This window comes from Acidisphaera rubrifaciens HS-AP3, assembly GCF_000964365.1.
Classification (GTDB): domain Bacteria; phylum Pseudomonadota; class Alphaproteobacteria; order Acetobacterales; family Acetobacteraceae; genus Acidisphaera; species Acidisphaera rubrifaciens.
Genome location: NZ_BANB01000107.1, coordinates 1 through 12368, shown reverse-complemented (window position 1 = coordinate 12368; position 12368 = coordinate 1). Strand labels below are relative to the sequence as shown.

9 protein-coding genes are annotated in these 12368 nt (G+C 69.7%); 4 read left to right on the top strand and 5 right to left on the bottom strand.

Annotated features, from left to right (window positions below; genetic code table 11):
* On the bottom strand, positions 1–599 hold a 599-nt coding region (locus B8460_RS04285; protein WP_199445538.1), incomplete at its 3' end, for a polyprenyl synthetase family protein.
* Positions 600–982: 383 nt separating this feature from the next.
* On the opposite strand from B8460_RS04285, the gene ispH reads away from it, so the two are divergent.
* From ispH to B8460_RS04270, 3 genes are all read left to right on the top strand, one after another.
* Positions 983–1912, top strand: coding sequence for a 4-hydroxy-3-methylbut-2-enyl diphosphate reductase (ispH, locus tag B8460_RS04280; RefSeq protein ID WP_048860338.1), 930 nt, complete (start codon positions 983–985; stop codon positions 1910–1912).
* A gap of 13 nt (positions 1913–1925) precedes the next feature.
* Positions 1926–3062, top strand: a complete 1137-nt coding sequence (gene hpnH, locus B8460_RS04275) for an adenosyl-hopene transferase HpnH (RefSeq protein WP_048860337.1) — start codon at positions 1926–1928, stop codon at positions 3060–3062.
* Between the two features lie 146 nt (positions 3063–3208).
* Entirely contained in the window at positions 3209–4273 is a 1065-nt protein-coding gene (locus B8460_RS04270) for an aromatic ring-hydroxylating oxygenase subunit alpha (protein ID WP_148360342.1), read from the top strand.
* A 41-nt stretch (positions 4274–4314) separates the two neighbouring features.
* Here the strand turns inward: B8460_RS04270 and B8460_RS04265 are convergent, their stop codons facing one another.
* Both B8460_RS04265 and glgX read right to left on the bottom strand, forming a co-directional pair.
* Positions 4315–5598, bottom strand: coding sequence for a DNA recombination protein RmuC (locus tag B8460_RS04265; RefSeq protein WP_048860335.1), 1284 nt, complete (start codon positions 5596–5598; stop codon positions 4315–4317).
* A 26-nt stretch (positions 5599–5624) separates the two neighbouring features.
* Positions 5625–7748, bottom strand: coding sequence for a glycogen debranching protein GlgX (gene glgX / locus B8460_RS04260; protein WP_048860334.1), 2124 nt, complete (start codon positions 7746–7748; stop codon positions 5625–5627).
* 100 nt (positions 7749–7848) lie between these two features.
* Here glgX and B8460_RS04255 point away from each other — a divergent pair, with 100 nt between their 5' ends.
* Positions 7849–8298, top strand: a complete 450-nt coding sequence (locus tag B8460_RS04255; protein ID WP_048860333.1) for a MaoC/PaaZ C-terminal domain-containing protein — start codon at positions 7849–7851, stop codon at positions 8296–8298.
* 165 nt (positions 8299–8463) lie between these two features.
* Here the strand turns inward: B8460_RS04255 and B8460_RS04250 are convergent, their stop codons facing one another.
* On the bottom strand, positions 8464–10539 hold the full coding sequence (locus tag B8460_RS04250; RefSeq protein WP_048860332.1) for a lysylphosphatidylglycerol synthase domain-containing protein: 2076 nt from the start codon (positions 10537–10539) through the stop codon (positions 8464–8466).
* Positions 10529–12142, bottom strand: coding sequence for a lysine--tRNA ligase (locus B8460_RS04245; RefSeq protein ID WP_048860331.1), 1614 nt, complete (start codon positions 12140–12142; stop codon positions 10529–10531). The genes B8460_RS04250 and B8460_RS04245 overlap by 11 nt, the downstream gene beginning before the upstream one ends.
* Positions 12143–12368: the final 226 nt, after the last annotated feature.

The following is a 12368-nucleotide window of genomic DNA, read 5'->3' as shown; positions in this document are numbered from 1 at the left end:
TCGGCGGCCGAGAGCGGCTCGCCGCCGGTCATCCGGGCTGGTGCGAGCATGTCGATCATCTGCCCGCCCACCATGCCCCGCGGGCCGGCGGCGGCGGCGAGGGCGGCGACCAGCTCGCACCGCGCCTGCGGGTCGGAATGGGTGTCGGGTTCGGCCAGCACCTCGAAGGCCCGGGTCTGCAGGGCGTCGCCCACCAGGATCGCCGTCGCCTCGTCATAGGCCTTGTGCGTGCTCGGTTTGCCGCGGCGGAGGTCGTCGTCGTCCATCGCCGGCAGGTCGTCGTGCACGAGGGAATAGGCGTGCAGCATCTCGACCGCCGCGCCCACCCGGGCGGCACAGGTCTCCGCCACGCCGAACAGGGCCGCCGAGCGCATGACCAGAAACGCCCGCAGCCGCTTGCCGCCGCCGAGCGTGGCATAGCGCATCGCCTCCAGCAGCGGCGCCTCGGGCCCCTCGGGGGCGGGCAGCAGGTTGTCCAGCGCCTCCTCCACCGTGCCGGCGGCCTCCGCCAGGGCGGCGTGCAGCAGCCGCTCGGCACCGGGCGGCGCGGCGTCGCCGTCAGGCGCGGCGGTATCGGAAGCGGGCGTCACGTCAGGCATCGACTCGTCTTTCTTCGGGCGCCCGGACAGGCGGAAGCGGGCAGTCATCACGTTAGTCTACAGGCGGTGGGCGTGGTCTAGGACGTCCCCACCCATTCGGACGGCGCGAGCGGTCCCGAGGGACGCACTGGCCAGCCATATGTGGCACAAATGCAACAACGCCGACATGCCCACACGGCACGTCATACAGGAACATGGCAGGGCCGTTTACGCCCTCGGGCGATTCCATGCCATAGGACGGTGAGAGAGGGTGCGCGACTCCATCGCATACGCCCGGAACGGTCCATCACGGTGGCGCGGCCTGGCCAAAGACTCCCGATCGCGCCCCGGCGGCGCCCGGTCGTCGACGGGGACGCGCGCCGGCAGCCTGGAGTGGAAGAAGCATGTTGCGCGTCGTCCTGGCCCAGCCCCGCGGCTTCTGCGCCGGTGTCGAGCGGGCGATCGAGATCGTGGAGCGGGCGCTCAAGAAATATGGCCCGCCGATCTACGTCCGTCACGAGATCGTCCATAACCGCCACGTCGTCGAAAGCCTGCGGACCCGCGGGGCGGTGTTCGTCGACGAGCTCGACGAAGTGCCCCCCGGCGCCATGACGGTCTTCAGCGCCCACGGCGTCGCCCGCCGGGTCGAGGAACTGGCCGCCGAACGGTCGCTGCCGGTGATCGACGCCACCTGCCCCCTGGTCGCCAAGGTCCACAACGAGGGCCGCCGCTATGCCGCCCAGGGGCGCGAAATCGTGCTGGTCGGCCATGCCGGCCATGCCGAGGTCGAGGGCACGATCGGGCAGATCGACGGGACCGTCCACCTCGTGCAGACGGTCGACGACGTCGGCCGCCTGACCGTGGGCGACCCGGCCAAGCTCGCCTACATCACCCAGACCACCCTGTCGGTGGACGACACCCGCGGCATCATTGCGGCCCTGCAGGCGCGCTTCCCGGCCATCGTCGGGCCGGACGTGCGGGATATCTGCTATGCGACCCAGAACCGGCAGAGCGCGGTGCGCGACCTCGCGGCGCAGGTGGACATGATCCTGGTGGTCGGGTCCCGGAACAGCTCCAATTCGAACCGGCTGCGTGAGATCGGCGAGGAACTGGGCAAGCCGTCCTATCTGATCGACGACGCGAGCGCGCTTGACCCCGCCTGGTTCGCCGGCAAGACCTCGGTCGGCGTCACCGCGGGCGCCTCGGCCCCCGAGACGCTGGTGCAAGGCGTGCTGGAGGGGTTGCGCCGGTTCGGCGAGATCGACATTTCCACTTTGGCCGGGGTCGCGGAGGACGTGCGCTTCCGCTTCCCGGCCGAACTGGCAGACGCGTGAAGGAAGTACGACCATGCCCGTCCCCCTGAACCAGGCGATCCGCGTCGGTGCCTATGTCGTCCGCCAGCACCTTGCGGGACGCAAGCGCTACCCGCTGGTGCTGATGCTTGAGCCGCTGTTCCGCTGCAACCTCGCCTGCGCGGGGTGCGGCAAGATCGACTACCCGGACCCGATCCTGAACCAGCGCCTGTCGGTCGAGGACTGTCTCGCCGCGGCCGACGAATGCGGCGCCCCGGTCGTCGCGATCGCCGGCGGCGAGCCGCTGCTGCACAAGGAAATGCCGCAGATCGTCGAGGGGCTGCTGGCGCGCGGAAAGTTTATCTACCTGTGCACCAACGCCCTGCTGCTGGAGAAGAAGCTCGACCAGTACAAGCCGCACAAGAACTTCGCCTGGGACGTCCATCTCGACGGCGACCGCGACATGCACGACCATTCGGTCAGCCAGGGCGGCGTCTATGACCGGGCGGTCGCGGCCATCAAGGCGGCCAAGGCGCGCGGCTTCCGCGTGTGCGTCAACACCACGCTGTTCGACACCGCGGAGCCGGCGCGCGTCGCCGCCTTCATGGACGAGACGGTAAAGCTCGGCCTCGACGGCGTGATGATCTCGCCCGGCTATGCGTACGAGCGGGCGCCGGATCAGCAGCACTTCCTCAACCGCCGCAAGTCCAAGGAACTGTTCCGCGAGATCTTCCGCCGCGGCCAGGGGCGGGGCTGGAAGTTCAACCAGTCCGCGCTGTTCCTCGACTTCCTCGCCGGCAACCAGCGCTACCTCTGCACGCCCTGGGGCAAGCCCACGCGCAACGTGTTCGGCTGGCAGCGCCCCTGCTATCTGCTCGGCGAAGGCTACGCCAAGACCTTCACCGAGCTGATGGAGACGACCGACTGGGACCAGTACGGCACCGGCAACTATGAAAAGTGCGCGGACTGCATGGTCCATTCGGGCTACGAGGCGACGGCGGTGATGGACGCCGTGCGTAACCCGCTGAAGCATATGCGCATCGCCCTGCGCGGCCCGCGCACCGAGGGCGCGATGGCGCCGGACATATCGCTCGCGAACCAGCGGCCGGCGGATTACGTGTTCAACCGCCACGTGCAGGAGCGGATGGCGCAGCTTCACGCCAAGCCAGAGCCTGTCGACGCCGCCGACTGACGCCCGCCGAATGACGCCCACGGTGCCCCGCGCTTGGTAGAACCGGGGCGCCGCTGATCCGTCGCACTGCAACGCCCGGCGCCATCAAGGCGTTGGGCGTTTTTATGTACGACGTGCTCAGGACAGGCCCGTCAGAGGGAAATGCCATGCCCGACGTGCCCGAGTTCGCGCTGCAGGAACGGCCGCAGCATGATTTGCGGCGCATTGGCGCGCATCCGGATCACTGGTATCCGCTTGCATGGTCGCGCGAGGTGAAGCGCGGCCGCCCCTATGCCGCGCAATTCGCCGGCGAGCCGATCGTGCTGGTGCGGCCGCACGCAGGCCCGGTCTATGCGCTGGAGGACCGCTGCGCGCATCGCCAGGTGCCGCTCTCGCAAGGGGTGGTCGACGGCGATGCCCTGCGCTGCTGTTATCACGGCTGGACGTATGACGCGACTGGGCGCTGCACCGACGTGCCCTATCTGGGCAAGGGAAAGCTGCCGAACGGCGTGCGCGCTTATCCCTGCCGGGAGAAGGATGGGCTGATTTTCGTCTGGCCCGGCGACGGCGAGGCGGGCGCGCTGCCCGATCTCGGCCATGTCGCCGACCCGGCCTTCAAAGTCCGGCGCTTCGGCCGGGTGGTGGGCTGCCACTACAGCTTCATGCACGAGAACCTGATGGACATGAACCATCAGTTCCTCCATCGCAAGCAGATGGGCCAGATCGCCCCGCGCTATGTCGGCCGCCGCGCCGGGCCGGACTGGATCGAATGCGACTATACCTTCGCCCGCACCGGCGGCCGTCAACCCTGGGGCGAGGCGGCGATCCTTGGCCGGCGCAGCGGTGCCTCCACCCAGCATCGCGACCTGATGCGCATACGCACACAGTATCCGCACCAGACGCTGAAGATCTGGATCAGCGGCGACGACCCGGTAATGCAGCTGTGGATCAATTACGTGCCGGTGGACCGCGCGCAGCGCAGCAACCGCACCTTCGGCCTGATCCAGGTGCGCCGGCCAAAGGTGCCGCTGCTGCTCGACCTCGCCTGGCCGGTCCTGGTCTGGTTCACCGAGCGGATTTTCGCCGAGGACCGCGCCATCGTGGAGATGGAACAGGCGGCGCATGACCGGCAGGGCGCGGACTGGAACCAGGAAGTGTTCCCGGTGATACGCGAACTGCGCGCCCTGCTCGCCGAGTGCGGCGCGCCGATGGACACGCCTGTCGCGCCCTGAGGGGTCGGCTCAGGCGTGAAGCGACCGTCGCACCGCCTGCACTACTCCGCTTCCTCGTCTTCCAGCAGCCCCACCGGCTGCTCGAGGTCAAGCAGCCGCGCCGCCTCCTGTTCGTCGGTCATCTCGACGTCGCGTAGCTTGCGGCTCACGGCGCGGGTGCGGGTGCGGGCGCGTTCGATCGTGTTGGTGAAGATACCCGCCTGCTTGGCCAGCTTTTCCAGCACGTCGTCCATCTTGATCATCTCGCCGCGCGTGGCGCCCAGCAGATCGCGTATCACGCCCGCCTTCTGCTCCAGCGCCAGCGTGACGAAGCCGAGATGGATCGTGCGCAAAAGTGCGGGGAACAGGCTCGGCCCGAGCACGACCACGCGATGCTCGCGGCCGATGACGTCGATCAGGCCGGGGATGCGCGCGACCTCGGCGAACAGCGCATCGGTCGGCAGATAGAGCACGGCGAATTCCACCGTCACCGGCGGGCGGATGTATTTGTCGGCGATCTTGCGCGCCTCGTCACGGATCCGCCGCTCCAGACCGGCGCGGGCCGTGCGTTCCGCCTCGGCATCACCCGCCTCGCTCGCGGCCAGCAGACGCTCGTAGTCCTCGACGGGGAACTTGGCGTCGATCGGCAGCAGCGGCCGTGCCTCGCCGGACCGCGCCGGCATGCGGACGGCGAACTCCACCAACTCCCCGCCGTCGCCGCCGAGCCGCGCGTTCGCCTCGTAGGCGCCGGCCGGCAGGATGTCGTCGAGCATGGCGCGCACCTGCGTCTCGCCCCAGCCGCCGCGCGTCTTGACGTTGGAGAACAGCCGCTTGAGGTCGCCGATCTGCGCGGTCACGGCCTGCACGTCGCCGATCGCCTTCTGCACGGCGGCGAACTGTTCGATGACGCGGGAGAAGCTCTCGGTCATCTGCTTCTCGACCGCGGCGTGCAGCTGCTCGCCCACCTGCTGGCGGATCTCCGCCAGCGCCTGCACCGACTGCGCCTGCATCTCCGCCAGCCGCTGTTCGACGAACAGCTTCTGTTCGAGCTGGGCGGAGGTCTGGGCGTGACGGATCGTCTCGATGCCGCGCGCCATTTCGCCCCGCGTCTCGGCCAGCCGCTCGGTCAGCGCCGAGGCCTGGACGGCGGCACGGTCGGCCGCCTCCGCGGCACTCTGGCGCAGCGCGGCGCGGGTCGTCTCGGCCTCGCCACGGGCGCCGGCGAGGCCCTGTTCGATCATGAGGCGCAGCCGCTCGCTCGCCCCCTGCTGGCGCAGCACCAGCAGGAGGACGACGAGGGCAAGGAGGGCCGCGATGGCGGCGACGATGGCGGCGGGGTCTGGCATGACCCCGCCTGTTACACCTCCGGCGGTCAGGCGGCGAGAAGGAACAGACAGGTGCTACGACCGCTCATGTCGTAGCGGTCGCCGATCGTGAAGCTCTCCTGACCTTCCTCCGCGTCGGGCTTGGCGGTGTCGAACACCAGGGTCCAGTGGCGGCCGCCCGCTGTCTCGGGCAGGGCGAAGCGGACCACGTCGTGATAGGCGTTCAGCAGCAGCAGCAGCGTCGCGTCGGCCGCCGGCCGGCGGATGCCCGTCGCCTGCGCCCGGCCGTCCATCAGCATGCCGAAGGCGCGGGTATTGCCGTTATCCCAATCCTCCCCGCCCATCTCCGCGCCCTCGGAGTTGATCCACGTCACGTCGCGAACGCCCACCGCCTCGTTGAACTCGCCGGTGAAGAAGCGGCCGCGGCGCAGGATCGGATAGGTCTGGCGCAGCCGGATCAGCTTGCGCACGAAATCGGTCTGCGCCCGTCCCGCTTCGGTGATGCGCCAGTCGACCCAGCCGATCTCGTTGTCCTGGCAATAGGCATTGTTGTTGCCGTGCTGGGTGCGCGCGAATTCGTCGCCCGCCATCAGCATCGGCGTGCCTTGCGCCAGCAGCAGGGTCGCCAGCATGTTGCGCATCTGGCGGGCGCGCAGCGCGTTGATTTCCGGGTCGTCCGTCGGCCCTTCGGCGCCGCAATTCCAGCTGCGGTTGTCGGAATGACCGTCGCGGCCCTCTTCGCCGTTCGCGTCGTTATGCTTGTCGTTGTACGACACGGTATCGTTGAGCGTGAACCCGTCATGGGCGGTGATGAAGTTCACGCTCGCCCACGGCTTGCGCCCGCGCTTGTTGAAGCGGTCCGATGAGGCGCACAGGCGCCGCGCCATGTCCGGCACGGTGTGCTGGTCGCCCTTCCAGTAGGCGCGCACATCGTCGCGGAAACGGTCGTTCCACTCGGCCCAGCCGGGCGGGAACTCGCCTACCTGATAGCCACCGGGGCCGACGTCCCACGGTTCGGCGATCAGCTTCACCGACGCAAGCACCGGGTCCTGCCGGCAGCTGTCGAGGAAGCCGCCGCCCTCGTCGAACCCATACGGCTCACGCGCGAGGATGGTCGCGAGGTCGAAGCGGAAACCGTCGACGTGCATCTCCTGCACCCAGTAGCGCAGGCTGTCGGTGACCATCTGCAGCACGCGGGGATGCGACAGGTTGAGCGTGTTGCCGGTGCCGGTGTCGTTGATGTAGTAGCGCGGGGTATCCGGCAGCAGCCGGTAATAGCTCGCGTTGTCGATCCCGCGGAAGCTCAGCGTCGCGCCGCACTCGTTGCCCTCGGCGGTGTGGTTATAGACGACGTCGAGGATGACCTCGAGCCCGGCATCATGCAGATGCGCGACCATCGCCTTGAATTCGCCGATCGAGTTGCTCGCCGAGTAGCGCGGATCCGGGGCGAAGAAGCCGATCGTGTTGTAGCCCCAGTAGTTGGTCAGGCCCTTGTCCAGCAGCAGGCTGTCGTTGATGAAGGTGTGGATCGGCAGCAGCTCGACCGTCGTCACGCCAATACTGCGGATGTAGTCCACGACCTCCTTGACCGCGAGCCCGGCAAAGGTGCCGCGCAAACGGTTGGGCACCGCCGGATGCAGCCGCGTGAAGCCGCGCACGTGTGTCTCGTAGACCACCGTGCGTTCCCACGGCACGCGCGGGGCCTGGTCGCGCGCCCAGGTGAAGGCGGGATCGACGACTCGGCATTTCGGCATGTTCGCGGCGCTGTCGCGCTCGTCGAACGTGGTGTCGTCGCCGCTCTCCAGCGTGTAGCCGTAGACTTCCGGGCCCCACGAAAGGGTGCCGACATGACCCTTGGCGTACGGGTCGAGCAGCAGCTTGTTCGGATTGAAGCGATGCCCCGCATCGGGCTCATAGGGACCATGCACACGGTAGGCATAGACATCACCCGGCCGCGCATCCGGCAGGTAGCCGTGCCAGACCTCGTCGGTGTACTCGGGCAGCTCGATGCGCTGAAGCTCGCGCGTGCCGTCGGCGTCGAACAGGCACAGCTCGACTTTCGTCGCGTTGGCGGAGAACAGGGCGAAGTTCACGCCGAGCCCGTCCCAGGTCGCACCGAGCGGATGCGGCAGGCCTTCGGTGATGCGTGTCTTACTGATGGAAAAGGGCACTTTCTGATTCCTGGACAAGGTGGCACGGGGCGGGGCGGGATGGCCACGGGGTTGCGGTCGACGGGTTCACGCCGGGCGCGACGTTCGCTAGCCTCGGCGCATGAGCGAGCTTCTGTATTTCGAGGATCTGCCCGCCGGGCGCGTGCTCCACTCGGCCCGCACGATCACGATGGAGCGCGAGCGCATCATCGGGTTCGCGCGCGAGTTCGATCCCCATCCCGGCCACACCAGCGAGGAGACGGCGCGGGAGAGCAGTTTCGGCGAGTTGGTCGCCAGCGGCTGGCACACCGCCGCCAGCGTCTGCCGGCTGATCGTCGAGACGACGCCCATCGCCGGCGGAGGCATGGGCGGCGGCGTCGAGTTGCGGTGGAAGCGGCCGGTCCGTCCGGGCGACACGCTGCGCATCACGATGGAGGTGCTGACCGCCCGGGATTCCGCCACGCGCCCCGGCTGGGGCATCGCGACGATCCGCACCACGGCCTATAACCAGCACGACGAACCGGTGCTGGTGATGAACAGCACCAATTTCCTGCCCCGCCGCCCTGGCTGACGTCGCCGCGCCACGCTGTCCCGCTCCTGTCCGGATGACGCGCCGCACGCGATCGCGACAGCGGCGCTCCGTCTCTACGTGACGCCGGCGCCGCGGTTGCATGCCGGCACCGCCGGAGGTCCGGCTACGGGGAGCCGGCGGGGGCAATGACCGGGGCGACGCCCCTCAGTCGGCGACCGCCATCTCCGTGGTGCCGGCGCGCGCGTCGAGCAGCGGCAGCAGCGGCAGCAGCACGTTGAGATCGCGCTCCGCCGCGCAGACCAGATACTCCCGCCACGCGGGCTGCGGCCCCGGCGTGGCGGCCTCCGGCGTGCCGTCGGCGCCCAGCGGCAGTGCGGTGAGGCCGAGGTCGCGATAGACCTTCAGCAGCGCCGGGCCCGCCCTCCAGAACGCCGGGTCACGCCCCTCCTGTCGCGCGAGATCGCGCAGCCGCCAGACGGCGGAGACGCGGTCGCTGTCCGCGCCCACGGGGTCCCCGATCGCCAGCAGGATGCGGCCGCAGCGGCGGAACGCGAGCCCGGCCAGCCCCGATTCGCCCAGCACCAGCCCGTCCGCCGCCGCCGGCGGCTGGCCGCCCAGCCGCGCGATCTGCAACCGCGCCTCCGCCCCCCAGGGCAGGTAGCGGACATGGCCGGGGCGGATCAGCCGCCAGATGGCAACCAGCGCGAGGACCACCGCGACCGCGACCGTCGCGCGGGTCCCGTTGGGCACGTTGCGCGAGACCACCAGCTCCCACCACGCATTATCGGCATAGAAGCGGACATGCCGTTCGAAGGCCGCAAGCGCGATGACGCAGCCGGTCAGCGCCAGCAGCGAGACGGCGGTCTCCGCCGACAGCGGCCCGGCGAGCAGGCGGGCATGGCGGTAGAACAGCTGCCGGAACGGCGCCATGATGACCGCCGCGACCAGCAGCGTGCCCGCCACCCACAGATGCGCGCCGACCGCGATGGTGAACATCGCGCCGAACAGCAGCAGCACCAGCGTCGCACCCCAGGCGAGGGTGACGCGCTGGCTCATGCCGATCGCCAGCACCAGCAGCCCGGCGCCGATCAGCGAGGGTACGAACTGCCCGGCCTCGTAGGCGACATAGGCGAGGTCGGCGTCGATCCAGGTGAAATCCGGCCGCGTCACCAGCTCGCCCATCACCAGCAGCAGCACGCCGCACAGCGCGACGGCGCCGGTCAGGGCGGCGACCGCGAAATCGGGCTCCGACCAGCCGGGCGCGCCGGATGCCGGCCGGCCGCGCACCCGCCGCCAGACCGATCCGCCCCGCACCAGCAGCTCGTTGCCGGCGAACATCCCGCCGGCGAGAAACAGCGGGATGACGTAATAGAACAGACGGAACACCAGGATGGCGCCCAGCGCGTGCGGCTTGTCCATCCAGGGCTGCAGGCCGATCAGCATCGCCCCGTCGAACACGCCGAGGCCGCCCGGCAGGTTGGCCACCAGCCCGGCGCTGTAGGAGGCGAGATAGACGCCGACGAAGCGCAGCCATGTCAGCCCGTGCGCCGGCGGCAGCAGGGCGTAGAAGATGGACGCCGTCACGGCGACGTCGACGGTCGCCAGCGCCACCTGCAGCAGCGACATCCGCCATTGCGGCAGTTCCGCCGTGTGGCCGAACAGACGTACCGTGCCGAATACGCGCGAGACGGTGATGTAGCCGATCACGATCGACCAAAGCAGACTACCGATCGCCCGCATCACCCAGGCCGGCAGCAGCGGCCCGAAGAACGGCACGGTCGACGGCTCCAGCCACAGGATGATGCCGCCCAGGACCATGCCGCCGAGGCCGAAGGTGAGGCTGCAGAACGCCACCACCTTGGAGATCTGCACGGGGCTCAGGCCCCATTGCGAATAGAGCCGGTAGCGCACCGCCGCCCCCGACACGGCGGCAAGCCCGAGATTGTGCGACAGGGCATAGGCGCAGAAGGACGCGAACGCCGCCCGGCGGTAGGAGACGTGGTTGCCCGCGTACAGCGTGCCGAGCCGGTCGTAGAAGGTCAGCACGAAATACGCGAGGAAGGTCCAGCCCGCCGCCGCCCAGACCGCGTGCGCCGGCATGCTGTGCAGCGCGGCCGTCACCTGTTCGAGCTTGAGGTGGCGGAACTCCCGCCAGATGACGTAGATCGCCCCGCCCAGCAGCCCGAGGCCGAGGACGGTCGGCAGGTGGCGCAGCAGCGTCAGCCAGCGGGACGGCGGCCCTCGCCGGTCCGTGTCCGGCGGTGGCGGGTCAGGCGGCATCGGCGGTACGCAACAGCGCCGCGTCGATCAGCGCGACGGTCTCGGGCACGCCATAGAGCGCCACGAAGCCGCCGAAGCGCGGTCCCTCGTCCTGACCGAGCAGCACCTGGTACAGGCACGCGAACCACGCCTTCAGATCGGGGAACGGGTGGCGCTTGCCGATCTCGTACAGCGCCGCCTGGATCGCCTCCGCATCCGTCGCCGGCGGCATCGCGCGCAGCGTGTCGGCGAGGTCGGCGAGCGCCGCGCGCTCCGTCGCGGTCGGGTCGCGGAACCGCTTCGCCGGGCGGACGAAGTCCCGGTAATAGGCGATCGCGTGGCGGACCAGCCGGTTCAGCAACGGCGCGTTGGCGGGTGTCGCCGCCGGGTCGTAGCGACGGATGAAGCCCCACAGCATCTCCGGCGTCTCGGCGTTCACCACGCTCGCGAGATTGAGCAGCATGCCGAACGAAACCGGCAGATGCTCGATCGCGTCCTGTCGCGCCGGGCCGAGGATGTGCCACGCCGGGTTGGTCCGCCGCGCCGCCTCGTCCTGTCCGGCCAGCTTGCCGAGATTGGCGGCGTATTCGTCCACCGCGCGGGGGATCGCGTCGAAATACAGCCGCTTGGCCCGCTGCGGCGCGTTATACATGAACTGCGCGAGACTCTCGGGCGGGGCGTAGCGGAGCCAGTCGTCCACCGACAGGCCGTTGCCGCGGCTCTTGCTGATCTTCTGCGCGTGCTCGTCGAGGAACAGCTCGTAGGTGTAGCTCTCGGGCGGCGTGCCGCCGAGGATGCGGCAGATGCGGCTCGACAGCCGCACGCTGTCGATCAGATCCTTGCCCGACATCTCGTAATCGACGCCGAGGGCGTACCAGCGCATCGCCCAATCGGCTTTCCACTGCAGCTTGGCCGCGCCGCCGCGCACGCTCGTCTCGAACGCCTCGCCGGTCGCCGGGTCGCGCCAGGTGACCGTCGCCGCCGCCGGATCGCGGCCGATCAGCGGCACCTGCATCACCTCGCCGGTCTTCGGATGGATCGGCAGCACCGGCGAATAGGTCGCCCGCCGCTCCGGCCCGAGCGTCGGCAGGATCACCGCCATGATCTCGTCGAACACCTCCAGCACCCGCACCAGTGCCGCGTCGAACCGGCCGGCGGCGTAGTAGGCGGAGGCGGAGGCGAACTCGTATTCGAAGCCGAAACTGTCGAGAAAGGCGCGCAGCCGGGCATTGTTGTGGGCGCCGAAGCTCTCGTGGGTGCCGAACGGGTCCGGGATGCGGGTCAGCGGCCGGTTGAGATGGCCGGCCAGCATCTCCTTGTTCGGCACGTTGTCCGGCACCTTGCGCAGACCGTCCATGTCGTCGCTGAAGGCCAGCAGGCGTGACGGCGCGCCGGTCAGTTCGGTATAGGCGCGCCGGACCCAGCTTGTCCGCGCGACCTCGCCGAAGGTGCCGATATGCGGCAGGCCGGACGGGCCGTAGCCGGTCTCGAACAGCGCCTCGGTCTTGCCGGAGGCGGCCAGACGGGCCGCCACCCGCGCCGCCTCCTCGAACGGCCAGGACTTCGGAAGGGGTGGCCGCGCGCCAGACAGCGCGTCGGCCGGGCCGGTTACCGGTGCGGACATGCGGCGGAAGCTAGAAACCGGGGATGGCTTGGTCAACGCCGCGCGGCCATAAGACGGGGGCAATGGATGCTGCCCCGCGCCTGAAGCTGCCGCGTGCCCCCGCCGTCGTCGCCGGGCACGGCCGGGCCGCGCTGCTGACCGACGCGGGCGAGGTGATCGCCGCCACGGCCGAGGAGGCCGCCCGGCTGATCGCCGGCACGCCGCCGCTGCTGGTCCATGCCCCGGC